Source organism: Streptomyces tauricus (assembly GCF_014650955.1).
Classification (GTDB): domain Bacteria; phylum Actinomycetota; class Actinomycetes; order Streptomycetales; family Streptomycetaceae; genus Streptomyces; species Streptomyces tauricus.
In genome coordinates this window covers 46,491-72,610 of sequence record NZ_BMVY01000034.1, presented here as the reverse complement: position 1 = coordinate 72,610, position 26,120 = coordinate 46,491, and the positions used below count along the sequence as shown (strand labels likewise).

Here is a 26,120-nt window from a genome sequence, read left to right as displayed (position 1 = left end):
TTCGGAGAACCGGATCCGAGAAACGGTTCAGAGAGCCGGTTCAGAGGAACGGTTCAGAGGACCTTGGAGAGAAAGGCGCGGGTGCGCTCGTGCTTCGGCGCGTCGAGTACGTCGCCGGGGGCGCCCTGTTCGACGATGCGGCCGTCGTCCATGAAGACGACGGTGTCCGCGACCTCACGGGCGAAGCCGATCTCGTGCGTGACGACGATCATCGTGGTGCCCTGGTGGGCCAGGACCTTGATGACGTCGAGGACCTCACCGACCAGCTCGGGGTCGAGCGCGGACGTCGGCTCGTCGAAGAGGAGCAGCCGGGGCTCCAGGGCGAGCGCGCGGGCGATGGCCACGCGTTGCTGCTGCCCGCCGGACAGCTGCTTCGGGTAGGCGTCGGCCTTGTCGGCGAGCCCGACCCGGTCGAGCAGCCTGCGCGCCGCCTCGGTGACGTCCTTGCGGGGCCGCTTCAGCGCGGAGACCGGGGCCTCGACGACGTTGTCCAGCACGGTGAGGTGCGGGAACAGGTTGAAGTTCTGGAAGACGAACCCGATCCGGGTGCGCTGCTTGAGGATCTCGCGCTCGCGCAGCTCGTAGAGCTTGTCGCCGGAGCGCCGGTAGCCGACCAGGGAGCCGTCCACGCTGATCCAGCCCTGGTCGACCTTCTCCAGGTGGTTGATGGTGCGCAGCAGGGTGGACTTGCCGGAGCCGGAGGGGCCGAGGATGACGGTGACCTCGCCGGTACGCACCTCCAGGTCGACGCCCTTGAGCACCTCCAGCGAACCGAAGCTCTTGTGGACGGCCCGGACGTCGACCATCGGGGCGGCCGTCCGCTCCACCGTCCCGTCGTCCGTCATCCCGTCGTCGGTCGCGGGGCTGGTGGGCGCGCTCATCGGGTGCTTCCCTTCGCGAAGTGTCGTTCCACGTAGTGCTGGAGGATGGAGAGCGCGGTGGTCAGGAGGATGTACCAGGCCGTCGCGACCATGAGCAGCGGTACGACCCGGCCGTTGCGTCCGTAGATGACCTGGACCTGGTAGAAGAGTTCGCCGATCGCCATGACGGAGACGATCGAGGTGCCCTTGAAGAGGGAGATCACCTCGTTGGCCGCGTTCGGCAGGATGGAGCGCATCGCCTGCGGCAGCACGATCCGGCGGATCTGCCGCAGCCGCGGGATGCCGAGGGCGGCGGCGGCCTCCAACTGGCCGCTGTCGACGGCCAGTACGCCCCCGCGCACGATCTCGGCGGCGTACGCGGCCTGGTGCAGGGCGAGTCCGAGGACGGCCGCGCTCATCGCGCCGACCAGACCCATCGTGTCGAAGGTGAAGAAGCCCGGCCCGAAGGGGATGCCGAACTTCAACTCCTTGTAGAGATAGGCGAGGTTGAACCAGAAGAGCAGCTGCACGATCAGCGGGATGGACCGGAACGCCCAGATGTACGCGAAGGAGACGGCCTTCAGGAACGGGCTGTCGGACAGCCGCATGAAGGCGAGGACGATCCCGAGCGCGAAGCCCAACGCCGTACCGTAGGCAGTGAGTTGAAGGGTGACCCAGACCGCTTTGAGGATCACCTCGGCGGTGAAGAACTCGGCGAACACCTCCCACTCCCAGCCGGGGTTGGTGGCGAGCCCGTGGGCGAACTGCGCGAGCAGCACGGCGGTCACGATCACGGCGGCCCAGCGCCAGGGGTGCCGCACGGGCACGACCTTGAGCGCGCCGTAGTCCTCGGGCTCGGCCGGCGCCTTGACGATGGGTGGATCACTGGTCAGCGACATGGGGTCCTCGGGGCGGAAGGAGGGAACGGGGTGCGCGGTGCGGGCGCGAGGTGCGCCGTGGGCGCGGATGCGGATGCGATGACGCGCCCGTTGCTGCGGGGCGCTGGTTACGCGGCGGTGGCGCGACAGGAGAGGTCGCGCAGGAAGGCCAGCGCGGCGCGCGCGGTGGCGTCGTTCTGCCGGAAGGCGGGCCCTCCGGTACGGGGCCGGGTGAACGCGCCGGAACCCCGGGCGTCGGTGTGCGGTCCGAGCGCGAAGCGCCGTGGGTGCGGGGCGCCCGACCGGTCGAGGACGCGCCCGTCGGCGGGGTCCACGGCGAGCAGACCCTCGGGCGTCGCGGCGGCCCCTTCGGCGTACAGCTCGCGCAGCAGGGTGTCCCGGGTGCGCTCCACCGTGGGGTGCGGCAGCCGCGCCTCGACGAGCGCGCGGGCCTCGACGTACGCGCCGGGCACGGTGGCGCTGGTGGCCCGGAAGACTCCGTCCTCGGCCGACACGGTCATTCCGGCGCCCAGGAAGTTCAGCACCCCGGCCCGTGACAGGGCGAGCAGTTGCCGCAGTCGCGGTCCGGGCGGCCCCGAGGCGAGATAGCTGAAGAAGCCGTGCCACCAGGGCCCGATGTCGCCGAGCCGCACCAACTGCCCGTAGACGGACAGGAGTCCGAGGAAGACCGCCAGGTCAGGGCTGTGCGCGGGATCGTGCCGCCGTCCGAGGTCCCCTTCGATGTATGTGCGCAGACCGTCCTGGAGCGCGTCGTACGAGGGATGGCGTACGCCGTCCAGGGGATGGTCGAGCGCCGACAGGTCCAGCCGGTCGGCGGGATCGGGCACGGCGGCGGCGACCAGCGCCCGGATCTCGGCGCCGCCGGCTCCGCCCGCGCTGTCGACGGCGGTGTACTTCTCGTACCGCCGCTCGAAGTCGGCCCAGGTCATGGCCGTGCGCTCGGGGTGCGCCGCGAACAGCCGGTGGTAGTGGGCGAAGCCCAACTCCTTCTCGACCAGCGGCCACACGTCCCGCCGGAAGTCGAAGCCGCCGGGGCGCGCCAGCAGTTCATCGACGTCGCCGGGTCCGAAGAACCGGGGCAGCGGCGGGCGTTCACCGGTCCAGTCGTAGCCGATCTTCGAGTGGTACGGGACCCCGCGCCGCGACCCGACGTGCAGCACGGGTTCGCGCCCGGACGCCCGGTACGTCAACTGCCCGTCCGCGCCGGTCTCGTAGCGGCCCCCGCGCCCTTCCGTGAGCAGGACCATCAGGTCGACGAAGGCGAGCCCGAAACCGCGCACGAGCACCGGTTCACCGGGTGGGAGGGCGGACAGGTCGCTGTCGGCGGTGAAGTCGGGCGGCAGATGGACGAGGTCATGGGCGCGCGCGTACGCGGCCAACTCCTTCTGCTCTGTGTCAAGTTCCGCGTCGAGGTGGCCGAGGGCGAGGACGACGAGGTCGGCGAGGAGCGGGCGCGGCCGGCCTTCCAGCCACACCTGCTGACGGCCCTCGCGCGGGCCCCCGACCCGTACGGCACGGTGGGGGTGGTGACGGACCCGGATGCCCGGCGGGAGTGCGGCAAGAGTCCGCTCGTACACCCAGCGCATATAGGCGCCCTGCCGCTGCCGGTCCGCGAAGTGGCGCCCGTCGAGCTCGGCCCACTCGTGCAGGGTGGGGCCCTCCCGTACGGGTCCGGCCATGTCCACGGTGTCGTCGGTGAACATGGTGACGTCCTGGGCCTGCGAGTTCATCCACAGCAGCGGCGGCTGCTCCTCGCGCCAGATGCGTCCGCCGCCCGGCGGATACGGGTCGACGAGATGCACGTCGAGCCCCGAATCGGCGTACAGCTCGGCCGAGTTGGCGGCGATCCGCTCCAGGAGCCCGGTGCCTCGCGGCCCGGCACCCACGATCACCAGCGACGGCCGCACCCCGCCCGTGCCGCCTGCTCCGCCCGCGCCGCTCATCGGGTGCGCTCCGAGCCGCGTCCGTAGTGCCGCTCGACGTAGTACTGGCCGACGCTGAGCACGGAGGTGACGATGACGTACCAGAGCGTGGCCACCATCAGGAGCGGGATGACCTGGTAGGTGCGGTGGTAGACGAGCTGCACGGAGTAGAGCAGGTCCTGCACGGCGATCACACTGATGATCGAAGTGCCCTTGAGCGTCCCGATCAGCATGTTCCCGGCCGGCGGCACGATGGAGCGCATGGCCTGCGGCAGCACGATCTTCCACCAGCGGCGCCATCTGCTCAGCCCGAGCGCCTCGGCGGCCTCGATCTGGCCGCGGTCCACGGACAGGATGCCGCCGCGTACGACCTCGGCGGCGTACGCGGCCTCGTGCAGGGTGAGGCCGATGATCGCGACCGTGACCGGGCCGAGCAGATCCACCGTCTTGACGCCGAAGAGGGTCGGGTAGAGCGCCCCGATGTTGAACCAGAACAGCAACTGCACCAGGATCGGCATCGACCGGAAGAGCCAGACGTACCCCCAACTCACCGCGCGCAGAACGGGGTTGCCGGACAGCCGGCCCGCGGCGAGCAGGGCGCCGAGGGCGAAGCCGAGCGCCATGACGAGGGCGGTCAGCCACAGGGTGAGGCCGAGGCCGCGCAGGACCGAGGCCGAGGTGAAGTAGTCGCCGACCACGTCCCACTGGAACGCCTCGTTGCGTGCGACGGAGTTGACGGCGAGCCCGAGCAGGATCAGGACGAGGCCCGCGGCGGTCCACTGGCCGGTCCGGCGCCGGGGGACGATGCGCGAGGGCACCGCGTCTTCCGGCGCGGCCACCTTGGTGAGGGTGTGCGAGGACATGCGAAGGCTCCGTGATGCGTCGAGTCGAACACGGGTGGTGCCTTCACACGGATCACGGCCAAGCCCCTCAGCAGGACCGTCCGTTGAGAGTACGGGTGCGTTTCCCCGGGCTGTCAAGGTTGTCCACACTGTGAGCGGTACGTCTCACGTCGGTTGACGTGCAACCGAATGCCTGTTCCACTTGTGCGCATGCATTCGCAGCAGTGGCTGGTCACGCGCTCCCACATCGACTTCGGTCGAGTGTGGTCCTCATCCTGTTGAGCTGACCCCCTGCGCGCCCGGGCCCTTCGTGGGCGGGCGCCTTCCTCATTTCTCGACCTGTCACCAGGCCTTCACACGCGCACCCCTCCCCTCGCGCTCTCGCCTTTCGTGCTCTCCCTTTCGTGCTCTCCCTTTCGCGTTTCCTCATCGCGCGCTCCTTCCTCTCGCGCTCTGCTCCCAGGAGACCGCTCCATGCGTACGTTCACGCGTGCCCGCAATCGCCGTGCCCGCAATCCGTTCCTGCTGCCGTTCGCCCTGATCACCTCCGCGACCCTGTTGCTCACCGCGTGCGGTTCGGGCGGCGACGACACCGCGGCGGGCGGTGCCGCCCAGGCAGCCGCCGGCAAGAGCAACGCCATCCCCACCAAGGACGTCGTCTCCGCCGTGGAGAAGAACGCGGCCGCCGCGAAACTGCTGCCCGCCGGCACCGGCTCGCTCACCCTGGCCGTCAGCGTCGGCGGCTCACCGCCCGGCACCAGCTACCTGGAGGACGGCAAGACTCTCGCGGGCCAGGACGTCGACTTCGCGGACGCCGTGGCCAAGACACTCGGCGTGCGGCTCAAGCGCGAGGCCGCGAGCTTCGAGGCGATCCTCCCGGCCCTGGACAGCGGCAAGTACGACGTCGGGGTCGGCAACTTCGGTGTCACCGACGAGCGCCGCAAGACCATCGACTTCGTCACCTACATCAACGACGGCCAGGGATTCGCGACCCGCAAGGACAGCGACCTGGACAAGGTCACCGACCTCGCTCAGCTGTGCGGGCTGAACGTGGCGACCGGGGCGGGCACCACCTTCGAGGCCACCCTTGAGGAGCAGAAGCATGTGTGCTCCGACGCGGGCGAGAAGGCGTACAAGGTGCAGACGTACAGCGAGCAGGGTGCGCTGTGGTCCTCGCTCCAGCAAGGGCGCAGCGATGTGGTGATGAGCACGATCAACGGGCTGCGCTATGCCGTCTCGCAGCAGGAGGGGCTGAAGTTCCTCAACGAGTTCCATCGGCTGGATGTGGGGTTCGCCTTCAAGAAGGGCACGGAGTTGGCGCCCGCCGTGCGGGCTGCGGTGGACTCGCTCATCGCGGACGGGACGTATGCGGAGATTCTCGCGAAGTGGGGCACGACAGGCTCAGCGATCAAGAAATCGCAGATCTCCCCACCTGAAATCAAGGACTGACAGACCGGGACCTCGCCCCCGCTGCGCAGTTCCCCGCGCCCCCAGGTACCTGGGGGCGCGGGGAACTGCGCAATCGTTTGCCTTTGCCTTTGGGGGCGCGGGGAACTGCGCAGTCTCTTTGGTCTTTGGGGGCGCGGGGAACTGCGCAATCGTTTAGGCCCACCCCACCCCGGCAGGGCCCCGTCAGCAGTTGCAGTCGCATCCGCACCCGTCGCAACAGCAGTTGCACCCCTCGCAGCAGTCGCAACACCCGTCACAGTTGTCGCACCGCTGACAAAACCCCGGCTTACGTTCCCCCGACCACGGATCGTCGTACTCCCCGCAGCACATCTGACACGTACATCCCAGCCCCACCCACACCGCGCACCCCGCAAGAAGCCCCCGCCGCGGCGGCTCGGGCGGCGGCGGCGGCGAAGGCGGCCCACCGGGCCCTACCGGCGCGTACGGGTTGCCGTGCGAGCCGACGTGCGGGCCGACGTGCGAGCAGGAGGCGGACCCGAACGCCCGGTCCACCGAGTTCCGCAGCTCGTGCACAAGCAGCACATGCGCGAGCCGCGCGTCCGTGAACTCCACGTCACGCAGCGCGAGCCGTATCCCGTGCAGCGCGTCGTCGGCGAGCCGCCGCGCCTCCGCCACGGACGCCCCCGTGGCGGTCAGCGGATTCCACGCCCCCGCCGCGGCGTCGGCCGCCCGGTCCTCCACGGCGTCCAGCAGATGGGCGAGCCGGCCGAAGAGCCGGCCGGCCTCGGCGAGCGGCGCCGCGTTGGCGGGCCGTCCGGCGAGGACCGCGGTGTGCGCGAACGCCGCCGCGGTCGCGGACTCGGTCGGCTCGGTGACGGTCAGCAGCGGCGTACCGGGCCCGGCGAGCGTCTCGATGCCGACCTGCCGGTCCACCGCGTCGACCAGGACCGCCGTGTCGAACCCGACGGCCGAGCCGGTCCTGGCCCCCGCCCGCCCCCAGTTCGTGGCAACGCGGCGCGCCGCGAGCGCCACCGGCCGACGCGCCAGCAGCCCGTCCCCGTCGGCCAGGTGATCGCGCATCTTCGCCGAGGCGAGCACCAGCGAAACGGCGGCGGCGAGCCGCGCTCCCTCACCCTGAGCTACCGACGCGCTTCGCATTCCACGCAGCGGACACGGCCCCGCGATACGCCGCCACTCCCCTCCGGGCGCGGCCTGAGCCTCCGTCAGAACCGATATCAGCAAGCCGTCGTAGTTCGTGACGACCCGTGCGAACTGTCCGTGATCCCCGCGCAGCGCGAGACAAAGCCCGCACAAATGCGCCATCCATTGGGTTTTGAGGTTCTCTCCCAGCCGATGACGGCAGGGTCTGACGATTCCGAACATGACGATCCCCCGTGGTGTGTACGACGTTGAGCTGCGGCGTCGTGACGGCGGTTCGTTCACCCGTACGCTCCAGCCGTCACCCGTCCGCCGTGAAGAATCATATTTCACTCACAGTCAGCAGCGGTGTACCGCACGACCCTTGGGGTACGCGGCCTCTCGACGAATTCGCTGTGCACCAGTACCGTCACGAAACCCCAGCGCGGCGTCTATCCCCTTGGCGCGACATCCGCATCATGCACGACCATGGGGATGCGGAAAGAGATAAGACCGCTGTGAGAGGAGGCGTCCATGGGATCGGTGCGCAAGGCGAGTGCCTGGCTTGGCCTCGTCGACGACAACGATGACGAGCGTTACTACGACGACGACTACGCCGAAGGATCCGAGACCGGGAGCCGGGAGGTCTGGGTCACGGATCCTCGGGTCAAGGTGGCATCGGAAGCCGCCGAGGAAAAGGGCCGACGGATCGGCACGGTCACCCCGGACAGCTTCCGGGACGCCCGTGGCATCGGTGAGCTCTTCCGCGACGGCGTGCCCGTCATCATGAACCTCACGGCCATGGAGGCCGCCGACGCCAAGCGCGTCGTCGACTTCGCGGCCGGCCTGATCTTCGGCCTGCGCGGCTCGATCGAGCGTGTGTCGAACCGGGTTTTCCTGCTGACCCCCGCCGACACCGAGATCGTCAGCGGGGAACCCGCCGCCCGTCGTGTGGACGGCTTCTTCAACCAGAGCTGAGGCAAGGCACGCTCACCGGATTCGTACCCGGGGTCCTACGGGGTCCTACCGGAACGCGTCGAGACCGGTGAGCGCCTTGCCCAGCACCAGTTGATGCATCTCGACGGTGCCTTCGTAGGTCAGCACCGATTCGAGGTTCGTCGCGTGGCGCATCACGGGGTATTCGAGCGAGATCCCGTTTGCGCCGAGGATCGTCCGTGCCGTACGGCAGATCTCGATCGCTTCTCGTACGTTGTTGAGCTTGCCGAAGCTGACCTGCTCGGGACGGAGCCGTCCCGCGTCCATCCGCCGGCCCAGGTGGTGGGCCAGCAGAATCCCCTTGTGCAGTTCGACCGCCATGTCGGCGAGCTTGGCCTGGGTGAGCTGGAACCCGCCGATGGGCCGTCCGAACTGCTCACGCGTCTTCGCGTACTCCACCGCCGCCTCGAAACTCGCCCGCGCGGCGCCCATCGCGCCCCACACGATCCCGTACCGGGCGTGGGACAGACAGCTGAGCGGACCCTTGAGCCCGGTGACCTCGGGCAGTACGGCGTCGGCGGGCAGCCGCACCTCGTCGAGCACCAGCTCGCTCGTGACCGACGCCCGCAGTGACCACTTGTGCTTGATCTCCGGCGCGGAGAAGCCGGGGCGGTCGGTCGGCACGACGAACCCGCGGATGCCGTCGTCGGTCTGCGCCCACACGACGGCGACGCCCGCCACGGACCCGTTGGTGATCCACATCTTGCGTCCGGTGAGCACCCAGTCGCCGCCGTCGCGCTTGGCGTACGTACGCATGCCCGCGGGGTCGGACCCGTGGTCGGGCTCGGTCAGCCCGAAGCAGCCGATCACCTCGCCGGACGCCATCCGCGGCAGCCAGGTCTGCTTCTGCTCCTCGCTGCCGAACCGGTGGATCGCGTACATCGCGAGTGAGCCCTGCACGGAGACGAGCGAGCGGATACCGGAGTCGGCGGCCTCCAGTTCCAGACAGGCGAGGCCGTACTGCACGGCGGAGGCGCCGGCGCACCCGTAGCCGTCGAGCGACATCCCGAGGGCGCCGAGGCCGCCCAACTCCCGCGCGAGCTCCCGGATCCCGGGCAGCTCGCCCTGCTCGTACCACTCGGCGACATACGGCAGCACCCGGTCCGCGGCCCAGGCCCGCACGGTGTCCCTGACCGCCAGATCCTCCACACTCAGCAGATCATCGACCCCGAGCGGATCCCCGGCATCGAACGGCGGCAACTTCGAGGAAGGGGAAGGTGAAGAGGACATGGGGACCTCCGGCGCATAAAACTAGCAGTGGTAACTACTGACGGTCCTTGACGTTACGACGCAGCATGACGCACGTCCAGGCTCATCTCCCGAGGCACGGACCCCCAGCCGCCGACGGGCGGGACGCGCCACGGGAAACCCGCACGGGAGAGCCCCCGCACGGGCGGTGCGGGCGGGAAAAGCCCGGGCCTCGGCCGCCACCGACCCGCACGGGCGGTGTGGGCGGGAAAGCACCCGGCCTCAGCCGCCACCGACCCGCACGGGCGCTCCGGACGCCTCCCGAGGCCCCGGCACCCCCGCCCGGGAGGGCGAAGGCTCCGCGCACTCCATCACCCGCGGCAACCGCAGCGCCATCACCGCGCCCAGCAACAACAACCCCGCACTCACCAGCAACGTCACATGCAGCCCGTGCACGAAAGCATGCCGAGCCGCCACCCGGAGCGCCTCCCCCGACCCCCCGCCGAGCCGCGCGGCGACCTCGTACGCCTCCCCCAGCGAATGCCCCGCAGCGGCGACATCCCCCGGCGGCACCCCATGAACGGAGGCGAGCCCGGGCGCGTACGCCGCGTTCATCACGCTTCCGAGGAGCGCGATCCCGATCCCCGCCCCGAGCTGGTACGACGTCTCGCCGATCGCCGCCGCCCCGCCGGCCTGTTCCGGCGGAGCCTCGCTCAGCATCGACTCGTACGCCCCGAAGAGGGTGACCTCAAGGCCGAAGCCGAGCATCACGAAGCCGGTCAGCAGCAGGGGGGCGTTGTCCTCGGCGCCCATCGCCGTCAGCGTGACGACCGCGGCGGCGGTGAGGCAGAAGCCGGAGCACACCATGGTCCGGGGCCCGAAGCGCTGCAGCATCTTCGCCCCAGCCAGTCCCGCGGCCATCGCGGCGACGGTGAGCGGCACCAGCCGCAGCCCCGTCTCCAGCGGGGAGAGCCCCAGTACGAGCTGGAGATACTGCGCGGCGATCAGTTCGAGCCCGACCAGCGCGAGCATCGCCAGCACGATGCAGCCCACCGAGGTGCTGAAGGCGGGCCGGGAGAACATCGTCAGGTCGACCAGCGGATGCCGGCGCCGCCGCTGCCGCCGTACGAAGGCGACGAGCAGGCCGGCCCCCGCCAAGAGCGGCACCACCGTGAAAACGCTCAGCGGGTCCTCTCCGCCGCCGAGCCGCTTCACGCCGAGCACGACGCCGAAGAGGCCGGCCGCGGCCATCAGCGCGCCGACGACGTCCCACGGCCCGTCGCGCTCGCCCTTCGACTCGGGCAGCAGGAGCCGTCCGACGGGCAGGCTGACGAGCATCAGCGGGATGTTGATGAGAAAGACGGAGCCCCACCAGAAGTGCTCCAGGAGGAACCCGCCGAGGAGGGGTCCGACGGCCGCGCCCACCGCGGCGACGGCGCTCCAGACGCCGATGGCGAGCGCCCGTTCGCGCCGGGCGGGGAAGACCTGCCGCAGGATGGACAGCGTCGCGGGCATGATCATCGCGCCGCCGACGCCGAGCAGGGCACGCGCCGCGATCAGCACCTGCGCGCTGTCGGCGAGGGCCGCGATCGCGGAGGCCACGCCGAAGAGTGCGTACCCGAGGAGGAGGACGCGTCTGCGGCCGACCCGGTCACCCAGGGTGCCGAAGAGGATGAGGAGCGAGGCGCAGACGAGCGGGTAGATGTCGACGATCCACAGCAGCTCTATCGCGCCGGGCGTGAGGTCCTCGCTGACGGCGGGCACGGCGACGTGGAGCACGGTGGCGTCGACGGCGACCAGGAGCAGGCTGACACACAGCACCACAAGGACGACCCAGCGGTTTGCACCGGCCCCGGTCTCCCGACGGCGACGCGCGGCGGCCGTGGTCGTCCCGGACATGTACGTACCTCCCAGATGTTCCCTCGCGTTCGGCGATCCGCTGGGTGGGGACTCCCTGCGGCTGCGGCTCGGGAGGAGCGGTGTCCCGGCCCACGCAACAAAGGCGAGTGAGACGTCAGAGTACGCGAGTTCCTCCCGGTGCCGGGTGGCGGACCTCTCACGTTCTCCCGGGACACGTGTGGCGTGCGCCACGCTCCCGGGCGTCCGGCCCTGCGCCCGGCCTGTGTCCGGCCCCGTGTCCGAGCACGCCCCCGCCGGGGTCCGCGGTTCCGGGCCCCCTCGATAATCGAGCCCGTGACCGATCTTGAGACGCCCGCCGCGCCGCCCCGTCCGGGACCGTCCTGGCGCCGCGCCGCGCCCGCGCTCCTCGGGTACGCGGCGGTGCGCGCGCTCGGCCTCGCGGTGCTCGCGGTGTGGAGCGCCACCCGGGACAAGAGCGCGCTGACGCTGCTCTCGGCCCGCTGGGACTCCCTCTGGTACTCCAGGGTCGCCGAGCTGGGTTACGGCTACGAGGTGCGCCTGCCCAACGGCGACGTGCACTCGAACCTGGCCTTCTTCCCGCTGCTGCCGTGGCTGGAGCGGGGGGTGTCGGCGGTGTCCCCCCTCTCCGCCGCGCACGCGGGCCTGCTGGTGAGCTGGGTCGCCTCGCTCGCGGCGGCCTGGGGGATCTTCGCGGTCGCGGACCACGTGTACGGGCGGCGGGCCGGGGTCTGCGCCGTACTCGTGTGGGCCGTCCTGCCGGTGGGGATCGTGCAGTCGATGGCGTACAGCGAGTCGCTGTTCACGGCGCTCGCGGCCTGGTCGCTGTACGCGGTCCTGACCGGCCACTGGCTGACCGCGGGCCTGCTCGCCTCGCTGGCCGGTCTGACCCGACCGGTGGGCGCGGCGGTCGTTGCGGCCGTGTGGGTGACGGCCATCGCCTCTTTCGCGGGGGAGCGGAGCGCTCCGTCCGCGGACGGCGCATCCGTGTGGCGGCGCGCCCTGGCGATGCTGATCGCGCCCCTCGGCGCGGCGGGCTACGTCCTGTGGGTCGGCCATCGCACGGGCGGCGGCCCGCTGGGCTATCTCGACGTCCAGGCGGGCTGGCGCAACGGCTTCGACGGCGGTCACGCGTTCGCCCGCTTCGTCGCCGACAAGTTCACCTCGTTCCCCTCCGCCCTGGCCGGGCTCGGCCTGATCGCCGGAGTCGGCCTCCTCGTCTGGCTGTACGTGATCTGCGTACGGCAGCGGCAGCCGTTGCCGCTCCTGGTGTACGCGGGGGTCGTCACCGCCCTCGCCCTGTGCGCGTCGAGCTATTTCGGCTCGAAACCACGTCTTCTGCTGCCCGCCTTCCCCCTCCTCCTGCCCCTCGCACCGGCCCTCGCACGACTGCGAACGGCCAGGTCGGCGTGGGTGCTGGGGGGTGTGGCGGTGGCGTCGGCCGCGTACGGGGCGTTCTGGCTGAACGGGTCCGGTCCGCCGTGATCACTCAGGGTGGCCGGTGAGCGCCCGGAGAAGTGCACGCAAGCATTCGGTGAACGAATTCGAAAGCGCCATATAACTCCGCTCCGGAATGATCAATCGAATTGAAGGAAGAGCGGACGGGGGATTCCATAATCCACGGCGATAAACCCCCTTCTGAGAGCAATCCCACATCACATCGTCATCACAAAGACGGTGCTTCGGCCTGGAACACAGCTCACTCGCTGTAACGTCGATTGAGTGCGTACCGAACGAAAGCTGACTCGTCTGGACCGGGTCTTCGCCCGGCTGGACCGTGAGCCGGAACGACCGGCCCACATCGACGTGCCCAGGATGAGCCGGCACCGGGTGGTCCTCTTCGCGTCCACGCTCGCCTTCTACGCGGCCATCGTGTGGGCCGTCGTGATCACCTCATGGCTGGTCCGGCTCGACTGGCAGGTCATGTTCTTCCGGCCGTACCAGCAGTGGCCCGAGATCCACGCGTTCCTCGACTACTACGTGGTCCTGGGGCAGCGTGGCCCCACCGCCGTGATGATCGCGGCCTGGCTGGGCTGGCGCTCCTGGCGGCAGCACACACTGCGCCCGCTGCTCACGCTGGGCGCCTCGCTGCTGCTCCTGAACCTCACGGTCGGCGCGGCCAAGATCAGCATGGGCCGCCTCGGTCCGCACTACGCGACCAGCGTCGGCTCGAACGAGATGTGGCTGGGCGGCGACATATTCCCTTCGGGTCACACCGCCAACGCCGTCGTGACCTGGGGCATCCTCGCCTATCTGGCCTCGACGCCGCGGGCCCGCCGCTGGCTGTCCGCCCTCTCCGCCGTGGTCTCCCTCGGGGTCGGCCTGACCACGGTGTACCTCGGTACGCACTGGCTGAGCGATGTGGTGCTGGGCTGGGCCGCGGGGCTGCTGATCCTGCTGGCGCTGCCGTGGTTCGAGCCGCTGATCGCGCGGGCCGAGTCCGCGATCTTCGATCTGCGGGACGCGTGGCGTGCCCGTCGCCGCGGTGCGGCTCCGGTCGAGGTGCCGGTCGCGCTCTCCCCTCTCGGCAGCCCGGTCGGCGAGCAGGAGCCGGTGGTACGTGAGCCGGTGGCCGCGTCCCGGCCGCCTCGCGCGCCGGGTTATCTGGCCCCCGGGCCGCATCTGAACCGCTCGGAGCGGACGCCGGTGACACCGCTCGGCAGCCGGCGCCCTCCGCAGTCGGACCGAGTGACACGTGGCACCACCCCGGCCCGCCCCCTCGCAGGAGGCTGACCCCCACCCCCCTCACCCCGGCGGGACCGGGCTGCGCAGTTCCCCGCGCCCCTAAAAACACCCCGACCCGCCGCCCGTTCACACCTGCGGCCCGGTGGGGGCTGGCGTGCGCGGTTCCTCGCGCCCCTACAAACCGTTCACACCTGCGGCCCGGTGGGGGCGGACAAAAGCAGGGGCGCAGCCCCGCTTTCAGGGGCGCGGGGAACTGCGCGGCCAGCCCCCACTCACCCGCAGAGTTTCAGGGACGCGAGGACCGGCGCGCCAAGCCCCCACCGGACCACCCGCCCCCTCCAGGGGCGCGGGGAACTGCGCAACCGGCCCTCACCGGGCCGGGCGGCCCCTCCAGGGGCGCGGGGAACTGCGCACGCCCGCCCTCACCGGGCCGCGGGTACAGACACACGGTCAGGTGCGATCTTCGAGGGGCGCGGGGAACTGCGCAAACCGGTGCGAGCCGGGCGTCAGCCCTTCCAGCAGCGTGTCACCCGGCCATCCGTGACCTCGAAGTTGAGCCGCCCCGACAGGTACTCCATCGTGATGATGGAACCCGGCGGCAACGACCGCACGGTCGACCAGCCACGCGCACGAGCCTGCCGCTCCGCACCCCCGGCGTCGAGGCCGACGTACGCGTCCGGACTGTCGGAGGGCTCCGCGGACGGAGTGGGAATCGGTGCCATGCCGCCACGTTAGGCGCCGCGGTGCGGACGGGGAACCCCGGGCCCGCCACCATCCGTCACCGGTCCCTCTCCGGTCACGCTTCTGTCACAGGACAACGACACCCGTTCCGCGCATCGAACCATCACACGAACGGGCGGTTCCACACCTTTTCCGCCCGCCACCGAACGTAATTCCGCATCGCACGGCACTATCTCCGAAGCGGCCTCGAATACCCCGCCCAAAAGCGGGTATCCGGACCGGTTTCCCTCCCTTCCCTTTCCGATTCCACGGCGCCACAAGGAAGTTGGTCCGCCACAGGAAATACATGGTTCAAGCACAGAGCCCACGTACGCCCCCTGTCGGAGCGCGGTGCCCCGCGAGCATCATGGCGTGAGCTTCAGGAGGCCCGGGACGCGACGAGCGAGGGGGCAGCGATGGGGACGGACACCGCACAGGCGGCGGTACGGCCGCCCGTACCGGTGAAGCGGCCGGGACGGCTGATCGTGGACTGGCTGACGACCACCGACCACAAGAAGATCGGGCACCTCTACCTGATCACGTCGTTCGCGTTCTTCCTGGTCGGCGGGCTGATGGCGCTGCTGATGCGGGCCGAGCTGGCGCGGCCGGGTACGCAGATCATCGACAACAACACGTTCAACCAGATGTTCACGATGCACGGCACGATCATGCTGCTGCTCTTCGCGACGCCGACCTTCGCCGGTTTCGCCAACGAGATCATGCCGCTGCAGATCGGCGCGCCCGACGTCGCCTTCCCCCGGCTGAACATGCTGTCGTACTGGCTGTTCCTGTTCGGCGGGCTGATCGTGCTGGGATCCCTGCTGGTGCCTCAGGGCCCGGCGAACTTCGGCTGGTTCGCGTACGCGCCGCTGAACAGCATGGAACGGTCACCCGGTATCGGCGCCGACATGTGGATCATGGGGCTCGCGCTGGCCGGCTTCGGCACGATCCTCGGCGCGGTGAACTTCCTGACGACGATCATCGGGATGCGCGCCCCCGGCATGACGATGTTCCGGATGCCGATCTTCACGTGGAACACGCTGTTCACGTCGATCCTGATCCTGCTGGCGTTCCCGGTGCTCGCGGCGGCGCTGCTGGTCCTGGAGGCGGACCGGCGGTTCGGCTCGCAGGTCTTCGCCTCGGCCAACGGCGGGGCGCTGCTGTGGCAGCACCTGTTCTGGTTCTTCGGGCATCCCGAGGTCTACATCATCGCGCTGCCGTTCTTCGGGATCATCACGGAGATCATCCCGGTCTTCAGCAGGAAGCCGATCTTCGGCTATCTGACGCTGGTCGGCGCCACCATGGCCATCACCGGTCTGTCCGTGGTCGTGTGGGCCCATCACATGTTCGCGACGGGCGCGGTGCTGCTGCCGTTCTTCTCGTTCGTGTCGTTCCTGATCGCGGTGCCCACGGGGGTGAAGTTCTTCAACTGGACCGGCACCATGCTCAAGGGGTCGCTGTCCTTCGAGACCCCCATGCTGTGGGCGACGGGGTTCCTGGTGTCGTTCCTGTTCGGCGGTCTCACCGGGGTGATCCTGGCCTCGCCGCCGCTGGACTTCCACGTCACGGACACGTACTTCGTGGTGGCGCACTTCCACTACGTGGTGTTCGGCACGGTCGTCTTCGCGACCTTCGGCGGCTTCTACTTCTGGTGGCCCAAGTTCACCGGCAAGATGCTCGACGAACGCCTCGGCAAGCTGCACTTCTGGACGCTGTTCGTGGGCTTCCACGTCACGTTCCTGGTGCAGCACTGGCTGGGCGCGGAGGGCATGCCGCGCCGCTACGCCGACTATCTGGCGGCCGACGGTTTCACGGCGCTCAACACCATCTCGTCGATCGGCGCGTTCCTGCTGGGCATGTCGACGCTGCCGTTCCTCTACAACGTCTGGAAGACCTCCAAATACGGCGTGCAGGTCGACGCGGACGACCCCTGGGGCTTCGGCCGCTCCCTGGAGTGGGCGACCTCGTGCCCGCCCCCGCGGCACAACTTCATTACGCTGCCGCGGATCCGCTCCGAGTCGCCGGCGTTCGACCTGCACCATCCGCGGTTCGCGGCGATCACCCCGCCCCAGACCCGCTCCGGCCAGGAGGACAGCCCGCAGATCCGCTTCGGCCAGGAGCGTCCGGGGGCCGGCCCCGAGGAGTACTGACCGTTCAGGGTGTCGTCGGGGTGACGGTGATCGAGAGGTCGTTGTCGCCCGTGTAGTACGGACCGGCCGTCACCGGGCCGTGCGCCGTGTCCACCGTGACCTTGGGGTACGTGAAGATCGGCTTCTTGTCGGCGATGTCGTCGAGCAGCCGCGCGATCCGCACCCGCGGCCCGCTCTCCCCCGCCGGCCGCAGCCACAGGTCCCACACGCCCTCGGGCAGTGCGGTGTAGTCCACGGTGAAGCGGAACAGTGCCTGGTCCCGGTGGATCTCGAACCTCGGCGCGGGCCGCGTCTCCTCGCGGCCGGCCGGTTCGACGTACGCGTCCGGGGTGAGCGCCACCCCGTACACCTGGCCGTGGACGCCCAGTGTGCCCTCTCCTATGTGCAGTTCGCCGGCCTCCGCGTGCGGGGCGCGCAGCCAGCTGCGGATGGAGAGGTTGCCGTGCTTGGTCGCGTACGGGATACGGACGGCGACATGGCCGCGCGCCCCGCTCGGCACCCGGTCGACCAGTGAGCGCAGGTCGTTGAGGCCGGGGGTCAGGCGCCGCGGTTCGCCGTCGCCGGTCTGCGCGAAGGCGTCCCAGCGGCCCTCGGGCAGTGCGACACCGCTCGGGAGCGCGGCGCGCAGCCGGCCGTCGGCGGCCGGGGCGAGCGGCAGCCGGACCTCCTGGAGTCCGTCGCGGTGGACCAGTACGAGGTGGGTGTCGCCGCTCTCGCCGGTCTCGGCCACGTCGAAGGTGAGGCCGCCGGCGGAGTCGGCGAGGCAGTCGGCGCGCGGCGGCATGGCGGCGTCCTCGTCGGTGGGTGTCTGCGCGGTCTGCGGAGCCAGCGTCATCATGCGGAACGCTCCTTCCCGAATACGGTCAGTCCGGCGTCCCGCACGGCGTACGCGCTGCCGAGCAGGGCTCCCCTGGTGCGGTGCAGTGAGCCGCGCACCCGGCCGATCTTCGAGGTGCCGCCGCGTGAGACGAGGCCGTTGAAGATCGATTCGTAGCGTTCGGCGATCCGGGACGGGTCGAAGCGCTCGGAGTCCTTGAGCGCGGCGTCCGCCATCTGCCGGCGCAGCGCGTCGTCGTTGATGAGTTCGAGCAGGCCACCGGCGATGGCCTGGACGTTCCCGACCGGCACGAGGCGTCCGTCGACACCGTTGTCGATGATCTCCCCCGGGCCGTGCGGGCAGTCGGTGGAGACGACGGGCAGGCCGCAGCGCATGGCCTCGACGATGGTCATGCCGAACGATTCGAGGCTGGAGGTGACGGCGGCGATGGAGCCCTTGGCCCACTCAGGCTCGATGGGGTTGGCCGCTCCCATCAGTAATACGTGGTTGTAGAGGCCCAGTTCGTCGATGAGGTGGCGCAGTTTGTCCTTCTGCTTCCCGCTGCCGTAGATCCGCAGGCGCCAGTCGGGCCGCTCGGCGCGCACCAGGTCGAAGGCCCTGATCAGCAGGTCGTACCGCTTGACCGGGGCGAGCCGGCCGGCCGCGACGACCCATTTGCCGGTGCCGTCCGCGGGTTCGATGCCGGGCGCGGGCACCGAGTTGGGCACGGCCTCGACCCGCACCCCGGGGAGCCGCATCTTCGTGCGGTACGCGGTGGCGTCCGCCTCCGTGGTCGTGGTGACCGCGTCGAGGCGGGGGTAGGCGCCGCGCAGTTCGGTGCGCAGCCCGACGGAGTGGCTGTCGAGGGTGAGGTGCTCCTGGCCGACGCGGGCCGGGCCGCGCCTGGTCTCGCGGGCCAGGTGCACGTTCAGGCCGGGGCGGGTGCCGACCACGACATCGGCGTCGACGGTGGAGAGATGCCCGGCGATACGGCGGTCGGTCAGGGCGCTGTACTGCTCGTAGCGGATCTCTCCCTTCGGGAAGACCCGGGCCGGTTTCAGATGTTCGGGGTCGTCGCCCTCGTATCCGGGACTGCCCTTGCGCAGGTCGACGAGGTGGCGCAGGCGCACGCGCGGGTTGCGTGCGAAGACCGGCTCCTCGCGGTGGCGGAGGACGGAGACGATCTCCACGTCGTGCTGCTCGGCAAGGGTGTTCGCAAGGTTGTAGGTCGTCCGGATCGTCCCACCGATTCCGTAGGCGTTGTGTATAAGGAAGGAAATCTGCATGCGTCCCCGTATCTCCGGCTCATCCAGCTACCAGAGGGTTAGACCTGGGTACGGACGTGATGGTTGGGCTTACTTATCACTCTGTTCCCGAACAGTTGCGCCATCGGTAACCAAATGGGGGAACCTTCTGGCGCCCGTACGCATCAGGGCTTGTAGGAGAGCTGCGGGACGTCGTAGCACGCGCTGTCCATGTCCCCCTGGCTCACCCATCCCCGGGCGTCCTTCCAGCGGGCCACCGACAGACAGGTCCTGCGCGTCCTGGGCGGTTCGGACAACTGCTCGAAGCGGACCGGCAGCAGCAGCCCTTTCGCGGTGTACGGCTTCCCGGCGGCCATGTACCGGTCGACGCACGCGCGCGTGACGCCCGTCGCGGCACAGGAGCGGGCCGCGTCCGTGAACCACATCGCGGCGGCCCAGCCCTCCACCTGCCACTGGGAGCGCTTCTTCAGCGCCTTCGTGCCGGCCCGGAACTCCCGTACCGCCTTGTGGCCGGTGTCCTCGTAGTTGCGGCTCGCGCCCGTCGCCCACAGGGTGTTGCGGCAGCGCGGGGCGTCCTTGTAGTCCTCGCGGACGGTGGATGTCCAGTTCTGCACGTTGGTGACCTTGGCGAGGACCTCGGCGCCGACCTCGTCCATCGCCTCGCACAACTGCGCGTTGCCGTAGGTGTCGATGGCGTCGAAGACCAGGTCGGCGCCCTGCTCCTTCAGATCGGCCGCCGCGGCACGGAAGTTGGGCAGCGCGAAGTCGACCTGCTCGGTGACGACCTCGTACCCCTCGGCCTTCAGACCCCGGGTGACGAGCCGCGCGTACGCCGCCGACGCGGACTGGTTGTACGAGACGACGGCCGCCGTGCGCGCGCCCTGCCGCTCCTTGAACCAGCGGTAGATCTCGGTGCCGCCGTACAGCTCGCCGTCCCAGCCGGGTGTCCCGTTCCGTGGCGCGAGGCTGCCGTAGATCCCGTAGAGGTGCGGGTAGGTGTCGTAGGCCGCGCCGACGGGCTGCCCGCCGATGTCGGGCACGCGCGCGCGGGACACCCGGGAGGCGCCCGCGTAGTCGAGGGCGGTGGTGGCGACGAGGGCCACCACCTTCTCCTCGTCGACGAGTTCGTGCACGCACTCGTTGTTGCCGACACCGCTGCCGCCGTCGTCGCACGTACGGACCTCGACCCGGCGTCCCGCGACGCCGCCGCGCGCGTTCAGGGCGTCGAAGTAGGCCTTCGCGCCGTCGCGCGGACCGGTGAAGGCGTCGCCGCCGACCGGACTGGTGGCGCTCGTGACGATGCCCACCCGGATCGGTTCGGCGGTGGTGCGGGTGGGCGTGCGGTCGGGCCGGTTCTCGAAGTCGCTCTCCGGCAGGCGGCTGCCGCAGGCCGTGCCCACCAGGAGCAGCAGGCCCACGACAGCGGATTCAGCAGCCCGGGCCCGGCGAGGCATTGCCGCTCAGACCGACCAGGCCGCACAGCGTCTTGACCGAGACCTTCCAGGTGCCGTCCTGCTCGACGGAGGTCCCGGAGGCGTCCGGCATGACCGTCGCGCCCTTCAGGGTGAGCGTGTACGTGACGTCCGCGTCGGTCGGCGAGGTGAAGGCGACCTTGCCGACCGTCGCCTCGACCTGCCCGCCCCGCTCGTCGCCGCTGAAGCTCTTGAGGACCTGGCCCATCGCGTCGCCGTTCTCCAGGACGGCCTGTTTCTCCTTCGTGGGGACCGCCGGGTCGAAGAACTTCTTCCAGTTCTCCTCGATCTCCTCCTCGGCCGCCGCCGGGTCGTCCGGTCCGCTCGCGCTCGGCGTCGGTTCGGCCTTCGAGGTCCGCTCCGCGGAGGGCGAGGGCGGATTCGTGTCGTCACCGCCGCTGTCGTCGCCGCACGCCGTGAGGGCCGGGGCGAGAAGGAGCACCGCCACCGCCAGCCCCCGGCCCGTCCCCCGCCTGAGATCACTCCCGAGAACCATCTGGCTCACCACCGGGTGTCGGTCCGGGCCATGCGCGCCCGGAGCTTTTCGGGTCAGCTTCCAGAAGGCATAGTGCAAGTCCGTCGGCGGACTTGGAAGACATCGGCGGACTCGGAAGGCAGCCGCACGCGTACAGCCGGACACCTCACGTGGAGCCCCCATGCGGACAGCTCGACTGCGCAATGTGCGTCCCGTCCTGTGGACCGGGTGGGCCGCGCTGGCCACGGGCGCCGTGCTGTGCGTCCTCGGCTGGTACGGGATCTCCGGCGAGCGGTACGCGGAACGGCAGTTGCCGTACCTCGCGTCCTGCACGGTGCCCGGAGCGGCCCTGATCATCGCCGCGGCCGTCCTCCTCACCCATGGCAGGAACGCGCTCGCGGCGACCCGCGTGGAGGAGCTGTACGGGCTCCTGGTGGCGGCCGACCCCGAGGACGCCACCTCCGCCGAGGGGACGGCCGCCGCGCCCGTGGCGGTCAGCGGGGACCTGCTGATGGTGCCGGGCGGCACGCTGTGGCACCGCGCGGACTGCCCGCTCGTCGCCGGGAAGCCCGAGGCCCTGCCGGTCGACTCACGCGTCCTCGCGGGCGGCGACCTCGCCCCCTGCCCGATCTGCGAACCCACGGCCTCGGACGAATCCACGACCCCGGCCGGCCCCACGGCTCCGGACGCCCCCGCCGCGGCCCCCTCGGACGGCCCGTCGTCCGGGGCGGCCGGCTGATGGCGTCGCTGACGTACGACCTCACGCTCGCCGGGCTCTCCGTGGGCAGCGCCGCCGCGCTCACCGGGATCGGACTGGTCGTCACCCACCGGGCCACCGGAGTCCTCAACTTCGCCCACGGTGCCGTCGCGATGGTCTGCGCCTACCTGCTGCGCCACCTCACCGTCGAGTGGGACTGGCCGCTCGCGCTCACCGCACCGCTCGTCCTGCTCGTGGTGGCCCCGGCGATCGGCGTGGCGCTGGAACGATTCGTCTTCCGCCCCCTGGCCGTCCTCGGCGGCGACCCCGCGCAGACCCTCGTCGCGTCCATCGGCGTGTTCGTCCTGCTCGTCGGCGGGGCGGCGCTCGTGTGGGGCCCCGGCGCGCGCTCGGACGCGCCGACGCTCGTCTCCGCGGGCCCCTGGGGCCAGTTGACCGTGACGCTCGCCCTGGCCGCCGGCGTGGGCGCGGTGATCCGCTGGACCCGCTTCGGCCGGGAACTGCGGGCCGTCGTCGACGACCGCCCGCTCGCCGCGCTGACCGGCGTCGACGCGGACCGGGTGGCCGCGGCGGGCTGGGCGTTCGGCTCGTTCACCGCGGGCCTGACGGGAGTGCTGCTGGCTCCTTACGTGCGCCTGGACCCGTACGGCATGCCGTTGCTGGTGATGGAGGTGGTGGCGGTCGCGGTGGCCGCCCGGATGCGCAGTCTGCCGGTGGCCGTGGTGGTGGCACTCGGCATCGGGGTCGCCCAGAGCCAGCTGACCCGGCTGCACCCGACGGGCCGCCTCGAACCCCTCCTCCAGGCGGTGGGCGCCAACCTCTTCGTCGTCGCCCTGCTGGTCGCCGCCCTCGTGCTGCCGGGAATCGGCACCCGGGACGCCCTCCCGCGCACGGCGACGGCCCGCGTGCCGACCCCGCCGGGCGCGTGGATCGTCGCCGTGGTCCTGTTCCTCCTCCCCCTGGGCTTCGCGGGCTCGGACCTGCACACGGCCGTCCAGGTTCCGGCCCTGGGCGTCGTCCTGCTGTCCCTGGTCGTCGTCACGGGCCGCGGCGGCCAGCTCTCGCTCGGCCAGGCCGCGTACGCGGGTCTGGGCGCCCTCTTCACGGCGCTGCTGGCGGCGGGCCGCTTCCCCGGCCTGCCCGAACTCCCGGAACTGGCCGCGCTCCTGACCGCCGTACTGCTCGTCGCCCCGCTGGGCCTGCTGACCGGGTGGCCCGCCATCGGCCGCCACGGTCTGGCCCTCGCCCTGGCCACCTTCGCGGTGGGCGTCGGCGTCAGCCGCTTCGTCTTCGCCCAGCCGTACGCGACCGCGGGCCTGGACCTGGGCCGCCCGGCGGGCTTCGACGGCGACCGCGCGTACTACGTACTCGAACTGGTGCTGCTCGGCGGCGCCCTGCTGGCCGCGCACGCGCTGCGCCGGGGCCGTACCGGCCGGGCCCTGGCGGCGATGCGGGACCACGAGGCGGGTGCTTCCGCGGCGGGCGTCCGCGTCCCGCGCCTCAAACTGACGGCCTTCGTCGCGGGCGCCGCGCTGGCCGCGCTGGGCGGCGGCATGCTCGGCATGGGCGTGCGCGCCTTCGACCCGGCGGCGTACGACCCGGTCCGCGGGCTGCTGTGGTTCGCCGCGATCGTGGTGCTCGGCGCCGACAGCGTCCTGGGCGCGCTCCTCGCGGGGGCCCTCCTGGTCGGCCTCGACGCGGGCACCCGGGGCGGGGTGGCGGCGGCGACGATCGGCCTCCTGGCGGTCCTCGTGGGCCGCTTCCCCGGCGGCCCGTACGAGGCACTGCGCTCGACGGCCGAACGCCTGACCCCACGCCGAAAGCCGACACTGACCCCACTGGGCACCGCCGCCCGCCGACGACTGCGGGCACGGGTGGGGGGCGTCGGCCTGCTCCGGGCGGGGACGGGGGCGGCTGCGGTGGGGACACCTGCGCTTGGGGCGCCTGTGCTCGGGGCGTCCGCGCTCGGGGCGTCCGCCGGCCCGGACACGCTGCGGTTTCGCGCCGGCGAGCGGCCGGTGGTGCGACGGCCGGTGCCACCGGCCGGGAGCGGTTCCGACGGGACCGGTTCCATCAGGCCCGGTCCCGATGGACCCGGTTCCGACGGGCCCGGTTCCGACGGGCCCGGTTCCGACGGGCCCGGTGCTGTCGGATTCGGAGCGCGGTGGCTGTCCGGCGCGGCGCCACGGGCCGGTCCGGACCGTGGCGGTGGCGGGGACGCGCCCTCGGCGCCTGGCGGCAGCGGGGGCGGAGGCGGTGGTCGTGTCCCGGTGGGGACGGAGGTCGCCGGTACGGGTGCGGGTGGGCGCGGTCCTGCCCGTGGCGGGCGGGCGCGGCGGCCCCTCCGGCCCCGGGGCGGACGCGTGGCGCCCGGGCTCCCCGTCCTGCGGGCCCGTGCCCTGCGCGTCGCCTACGACGGGTTCACCGCGCTGGACGGGGTGGACCTCGATCTACCGCGCGGCCGGATCACCGCGGTCGTCGGGCCCAACGGGGCCGGGAAGAGCACGCTGTTCCACTGTCTCGCCGGAACCGTCCGACCGGTGTCGGGCAGGGTCGTGCTCGGGGAACGGGACGTCACCCGGCTGCCCGCCCACACACGGACGCGGCTCGGCGTGGCCCGTACGTTCCAGCAACTGGCCGTCTTCCCGACCCTGACCGTGGCCGAGAACGTCCATGTGGGCGCCGAACAGGGGCGTGTCGTGGACCCGGGGGCGGTGGAGCGGGCGCTGCGGCTGCTCGGGCTCGACGGAGCCGTACGGACGCTGCCGGCCGCGGACCTGCCCACCGGAACCCTGCGCCGGGTCGAACTCGCCCGGGCCCTCGCGGGAAGCCCACGGGTCCTGTTGCTCGACGAACCCGCGGCCGGGCTCGACACGGGCGAGGTGACGGCACTGGCCCGCGTGCTGCGCGCGCTCGCCGCCGACGGAACGACCCTGCTCGTCGTCGAGCACGATCTCGACCTGGTGGCCGACCTCGCCGACACCGTGCACGTCATGACGGCGGGCCGCGTCGTCGCCTCCGGCCCCGTCGGCCACGTACTCGATGGACTCGACGTCTACACCGAGCACACCGAGTTCGACGGGCTCGACCGGCTCGAAGGGCGCGACGGATGAGCGCGGCCGGGGTCTCGCTGCGCCACGCGCGCGTGCGCTACGGCCCGCTGGAGGCGCTGCACGGTGTCACCCTCCACGCGCCCGCCCCCGGCGTCACCGTCCTGCTGGGCCGCAACGGCTCGGGCCGTACGACCGCGCTCCGCGCCCTGGCCGGCACCCTGCCCCTGTCCCACGGCGCCGTGGTCTGGGACGGGACCGACGTCACGCGTCTGCCCGCGTACGAACGGGCCCGCCGGGGTCTGTGCCTCGTCCCGGACCGCCGTGCCGTCTTCGGCTCGCTCACCGTCCGCGAGAACCTGGAACTGGCCGCCTCCGGCAGGCCCTTCGCGCCCGCCCTCGACGCGTACCCGCAGCTCGGCGCCCTGCTCCCCCGGAGAGCGGGCACGCTCTCCGGCGGCGAGCAGCGCATGCTGGCCCTCTCCCGCGCCCTGCTGGCACGCGCGCACGTGGTCCTCGTCGACGAACCCGCGCAGGGCATGTCCCCGGCGGTCGCGGCCCGCACCTACGGACTGTTGCGCGGCCTCGACGCCTGCGTGGTCGTCGCCGAACAGCGGCTGCCGCCCGGCCTGTGCGCCGGAACGACGATCGTGTACGAACTCCGGCGCGGCGCGGTCGTGTTCAGCGGCGAGGCGACGGAGACGGCGAGGTCCACAGCAACGGCAGTGGCACCAGATCCACCAGGCCCGGCGAAGCCGACGTGACCGGCGCGGAGGGGGAGGCCGAGGGGACGGGCAGGACCGGTGGGGCCGAGGGGGCCGGTGGGGACGAGGGAGCCGGTGCGGCCGACGGGGCGGCGGACGGAGTCGGCGTACTCGCGCCGCTCGGGCTGTTCGGGCTGCTCGGACGGTTCGGGCGGCTCGGGCGGCTCGGGGTGGGCGTGGACGCACTTCCTCCCTTGGCCTGGGAAGTGACTCCTCCTGCCTGCGAGGTGTCCCGCCGCCCCGGGCCCGCGTCCTTCGGCAGCCGCAGCATCGTGCCGACGTTCAGGCGGTCCGGACTCGCCCCGACCAACTGCCGGTTGAGCTTGTAGAGCGCCTTCCATCCACCCTTGAGGCGGTACGACCGGGCGATCGACGAAAGGCTCTGCCCCGGCCTCACCACATGCGCGCGGCCCGCGAGCCCGTACCTCTTGGAGCAGACGGGCCACGCCTTCCAGCCCTGGACGCGCAGCACTTCCTCGGCGACCCTGATCTGCTCGTCGCGGGTGGCCAGGTCGGCGCGCCGCGCGTAGGCCAGGCCGCCGAACGCCCGCCAGGTGGGCTGCCAGAACTGCAGTCCTCCGTAGAAGCCGTTCCCGGTGTTCGCGTTCCAGCGGCCGGAGCTCTCGCACTTCGCGACGCAGCCCCACGGCCACCGGTCCTTCGCACAGGCGTACGGCGCCCGGTCCGCCGTCGCGGAGCCGGACGCCTGGGTCGGTGGGGCCGCCGCCGCCTCCGCGGGGGCCGGCAGGGCCAGGACCGCGACGACGACGGCCGCGTACCGCATGCGCTTGATCGACATCGGGCCACGCTAGGCGGAGCCCCCGCGGACCTGGACGAGCCGCGCGGGCGGTTCGAGGGGGCCCACTCGGTCG

General features: G+C 71.4%; 21 protein-coding genes. 8 read left to right on the top strand and 13 right to left on the bottom strand.

Going from position 1 to position 26,120, the window contains the following annotated elements; translation table 11 throughout:
- Positions 1-53: 53 nt before the first annotated feature.
- The 4 genes from IE278_RS34260 to IE278_RS34245 form a co-directional block, all read right to left on the bottom strand.
- Complete coding sequence (locus IE278_RS34260) at positions 54-845, bottom strand: amino acid ABC transporter ATP-binding protein (protein ID WP_373312166.1); 792 nt, start codon at positions 843-845, stop codon at positions 54-56.
- Between the two features lie 32 nt (positions 846-877).
- A complete protein-coding gene (locus IE278_RS34255) occupies positions 878-1,759 on the bottom strand; it encodes an amino acid ABC transporter permease (RefSeq protein ID WP_189778210.1) in 882 nt (293 codons plus the stop codon).
- 107 nt (positions 1,760-1,866) lie between these two features.
- Complete coding sequence (locus tag IE278_RS34250) at positions 1,867-3,702, bottom strand: FAD/NAD(P)-binding protein (protein ID WP_189778208.1); 1,836 nt, start codon at positions 3,700-3,702, stop codon at positions 1,867-1,869.
- On the bottom strand, positions 3,699-4,544 hold the full coding sequence (locus IE278_RS34245) for an amino acid ABC transporter permease (protein WP_189778206.1): 846 nt from the start codon (positions 4,542-4,544) through the stop codon (positions 3,699-3,701). The genes IE278_RS34250 and IE278_RS34245 overlap by 4 nt, the downstream gene beginning before the upstream one ends.
- Positions 4,545-4,997: 453 nt before the next feature.
- On the opposite strand from IE278_RS34245, the gene IE278_RS34240 reads away from it, so the two are divergent.
- On the top strand, positions 4,998-5,972 hold the full coding sequence (locus IE278_RS34240; protein ID WP_189778204.1) for an ABC transporter substrate-binding protein: 975 nt from the start codon (positions 4,998-5,000) through the stop codon (positions 5,970-5,972).
- A 183-nt stretch (positions 5,973-6,155) separates the two neighbouring features.
- Here IE278_RS34240 and IE278_RS34235 read toward each other — a convergent pair whose 3' ends face one another.
- Complete coding sequence (locus IE278_RS34235; RefSeq protein WP_189778202.1) at positions 6,156-7,316, bottom strand: DUF5685 family protein; 1,161 nt, start codon at positions 7,314-7,316, stop codon at positions 6,156-6,158.
- A 288-nt stretch (positions 7,317-7,604) separates the two neighbouring features.
- Here IE278_RS34235 and IE278_RS34230 point away from each other — a divergent pair, with 288 nt between their 5' ends.
- Positions 7,605-8,048: a cell division protein SepF gene (locus IE278_RS34230; protein ID WP_107021161.1), complete on the top strand. Its 444-nt coding sequence runs from the start codon at positions 7,605-7,607 to the stop codon at positions 8,046-8,048.
- Between the two features lie 45 nt (positions 8,049-8,093).
- Here IE278_RS34230 and IE278_RS34225 read toward each other — a convergent pair whose 3' ends face one another.
- Positions 8,094-9,296 (bottom strand): acyl-CoA dehydrogenase family protein, encoded by a 1,203-nt coding sequence (locus tag IE278_RS34225; RefSeq protein ID WP_189778200.1) that lies wholly within the window; start codon positions 9,294-9,296, stop codon positions 8,094-8,096.
- 240 nt (positions 9,297-9,536) lie between these two features.
- A complete protein-coding gene (locus IE278_RS34220; RefSeq protein WP_189778198.1) occupies positions 9,537-11,153 on the bottom strand; it encodes an MFS transporter in 1,617 nt (538 codons plus the stop codon).
- Positions 11,154-11,447: 294 nt separating this feature from the next.
- Between IE278_RS34220 and IE278_RS34215 the strand changes: the two genes are divergently transcribed.
- Positions 11,448-12,617 carry a putative hexosyltransferase gene (locus tag IE278_RS34215; protein ID WP_189778196.1) on the top strand — a complete coding sequence of 390 codons (1,170 nt, stop codon included), beginning with the start codon at positions 11,448-11,450 and terminating at the stop codon, positions 12,615-12,617.
- Between the two features lie 237 nt (positions 12,618-12,854).
- A complete protein-coding gene (locus tag IE278_RS34210; RefSeq protein WP_189778194.1) occupies positions 12,855-13,865 on the top strand; it encodes a phosphatase PAP2 family protein in 1,011 nt (336 codons plus the stop codon).
- A 458-nt stretch (positions 13,866-14,323) separates the two neighbouring features.
- Here the strand turns inward: IE278_RS34210 and IE278_RS34205 are convergent, their stop codons facing one another.
- The gene (locus tag IE278_RS34205) at positions 14,324-14,539 is read right to left on the bottom strand and encodes an I78 family peptidase inhibitor (RefSeq protein ID WP_189778192.1); all 216 of its coding nucleotides are present in this window, start codon (positions 14,537-14,539) and stop codon (positions 14,324-14,326) included.
- A 414-nt stretch (positions 14,540-14,953) separates the two neighbouring features.
- Between IE278_RS34205 and ctaD the strand changes: the two genes are divergently transcribed.
- Entirely contained in the window at positions 14,954-16,687 is a 1,734-nt protein-coding gene (ctaD, locus tag IE278_RS34200) for an aa3-type cytochrome oxidase subunit I (protein WP_189778190.1), read from the top strand.
- A 4-nt stretch (positions 16,688-16,691) separates the two neighbouring features.
- Here the strand turns inward: ctaD and IE278_RS34195 are convergent, their stop codons facing one another.
- The 4 genes from IE278_RS34195 to IE278_RS34180 form a co-directional block, all read right to left on the bottom strand.
- Positions 16,692-17,525: a hypothetical protein gene (locus tag IE278_RS34195; RefSeq protein WP_246571070.1), complete on the bottom strand. Its 834-nt coding sequence runs from the start codon at positions 17,523-17,525 to the stop codon at positions 16,692-16,694.
- Entirely contained in the window at positions 17,522-18,790 is a 1,269-nt protein-coding gene (locus IE278_RS34190; RefSeq protein ID WP_189778189.1) for a glycosyltransferase family 4 protein, read from the bottom strand. Before IE278_RS34190 ends, IE278_RS34195 begins: the two co-directional genes overlap by 4 nt.
- 143 nt (positions 18,791-18,933) lie before the next feature.
- A complete protein-coding gene (locus tag IE278_RS34185) occupies positions 18,934-20,223 on the bottom strand; it encodes an ABC transporter substrate-binding protein (RefSeq protein ID WP_189778187.1) in 1,290 nt (429 codons plus the stop codon).
- Complete coding sequence (locus IE278_RS34180; RefSeq protein WP_189778185.1) at positions 20,198-20,737, bottom strand: MTB12 C-terminal domain-containing protein; 540 nt, start codon at positions 20,735-20,737, stop codon at positions 20,198-20,200. The genes IE278_RS34185 and IE278_RS34180 overlap by 26 nt, the downstream gene beginning before the upstream one ends.
- 160 nt (positions 20,738-20,897) lie before the next feature.
- Between IE278_RS34180 and IE278_RS34175 the strand changes: the two genes are divergently transcribed.
- Genes IE278_RS34175 through IE278_RS34165 form a run of 3 tightly spaced genes read left to right on the top strand, consistent with a single transcriptional unit; the run spans position 20,898 to position 25,248 of the window.
- Positions 20,898-21,455: a hypothetical protein gene (locus tag IE278_RS34175; protein WP_246571066.1), complete on the top strand. Its 558-nt coding sequence runs from the start codon at positions 20,898-20,900 to the stop codon at positions 21,453-21,455.
- On the top strand, positions 21,455-24,547 hold the full coding sequence (locus IE278_RS34170; RefSeq protein WP_189778183.1) for an ABC transporter permease subunit: 3,093 nt from the start codon (positions 21,455-21,457) through the stop codon (positions 24,545-24,547). Before IE278_RS34175 ends, IE278_RS34170 begins: the two co-directional genes overlap by 1 nt.
- A complete protein-coding gene (locus IE278_RS34165) occupies positions 24,544-25,248 on the top strand; it encodes an ATP-binding cassette domain-containing protein (RefSeq protein WP_189778175.1) in 705 nt (234 codons plus the stop codon). The genes IE278_RS34170 and IE278_RS34165 overlap by 4 nt, the downstream gene beginning before the upstream one ends.
- On the opposite strand, the gene IE278_RS43105 is transcribed toward IE278_RS34165, so the two are convergent.
- Complete coding sequence (locus tag IE278_RS43105) at positions 25,166-26,047, bottom strand: LysM peptidoglycan-binding domain-containing protein (RefSeq protein WP_189778169.1); 882 nt, start codon at positions 26,045-26,047, stop codon at positions 25,166-25,168. The genes IE278_RS34165 and IE278_RS43105 overlap by 83 nt on opposite strands.
- Positions 26,048-26,120: the final 73 nt, after the last annotated feature.

Excerpts from the sequence above, each read along its gene's own strand:
- IE278_RS34170 (WP_189778183.1), top strand. The coding sequence starts at position 21,455 with ATGGCGTCGCTGACGTACGACCTCACGCTCGCCGGGCTCTCCGTGGGC.
- IE278_RS34185 (WP_189778187.1), bottom strand. The coding sequence starts at position 20,223 with ATGCCTCGCCGGGCCCGGGCTGCTGAATCCGCTGTCGTGGGCCTGCTG.
- IE278_RS34260 (WP_373312166.1), bottom strand. The coding sequence starts at position 845 with ATGACGGACGACGGGACGGTGGAGCGGACGGCCGCCCCGATGGTCGAC.
- IE278_RS34165 (WP_189778175.1), top strand. The coding sequence starts at position 24,544 with ATGAGCGCGGCCGGGGTCTCGCTGCGCCACGCGCGCGTGCGCTACGGC.
- ctaD (WP_189778190.1), top strand. The coding sequence starts at position 14,954 with ATGGGGACGGACACCGCACAGGCGGCGGTACGGCCGCCCGTACCGGTG.
- IE278_RS34190 (WP_189778189.1), bottom strand. The coding sequence starts at position 18,790 with ATGCAGATTTCCTTCCTTATACACAACGCCTACGGAATCGGTGGGACG.
- IE278_RS34205 (WP_189778192.1), bottom strand. The coding sequence starts at position 14,539 with ATGGCACCGATTCCCACTCCGTCCGCGGAGCCCTCCGACAGTCCGGAC.
- IE278_RS34175 (WP_246571066.1), top strand. The coding sequence starts at position 20,898 with ATGCGGACAGCTCGACTGCGCAATGTGCGTCCCGTCCTGTGGACCGGG.
- IE278_RS34225 (WP_189778200.1), bottom strand. The coding sequence starts at position 9,296 with ATGTCCTCTTCACCTTCCCCTTCCTCGAAGTTGCCGCCGTTCGATGCC.
- IE278_RS34255 (WP_189778210.1), bottom strand. The coding sequence starts at position 1,759 with ATGTCGCTGACCAGTGATCCACCCATCGTCAAGGCGCCGGCCGAGCCC.
- IE278_RS34245 (WP_189778206.1), bottom strand. The coding sequence starts at position 4,544 with ATGTCCTCGCACACCCTCACCAAGGTGGCCGCGCCGGAAGACGCGGTG.
- IE278_RS34230 (WP_107021161.1), top strand. The coding sequence starts at position 7,605 with ATGGGATCGGTGCGCAAGGCGAGTGCCTGGCTTGGCCTCGTCGACGAC.
- IE278_RS34180 (WP_189778185.1), bottom strand. The coding sequence starts at position 20,737 with ATGGTTCTCGGGAGTGATCTCAGGCGGGGGACGGGCCGGGGGCTGGCG.
- IE278_RS34220 (WP_189778198.1), bottom strand. The coding sequence starts at position 11,153 with ATGTCCGGGACGACCACGGCCGCCGCGCGTCGCCGTCGGGAGACCGGG.
- IE278_RS34250 (WP_189778208.1), bottom strand. The coding sequence starts at position 3,702 with ATGAGCGGCGCGGGCGGAGCAGGCGGCACGGGCGGGGTGCGGCCGTCG.
- IE278_RS34195 (WP_246571070.1), bottom strand. The coding sequence starts at position 17,525 with ATGATGACGCTGGCTCCGCAGACCGCGCAGACACCCACCGACGAGGAC.
- IE278_RS34235 (WP_189778202.1), bottom strand. The coding sequence starts at position 7,316 with ATGTTCGGAATCGTCAGACCCTGCCGTCATCGGCTGGGAGAGAACCTC.
- IE278_RS34240 (WP_189778204.1), top strand. The coding sequence starts at position 4,998 with ATGCGTACGTTCACGCGTGCCCGCAATCGCCGTGCCCGCAATCCGTTC.
- IE278_RS43105 (WP_189778169.1), bottom strand. The coding sequence starts at position 26,047 with ATGTCGATCAAGCGCATGCGGTACGCGGCCGTCGTCGTCGCGGTCCTG.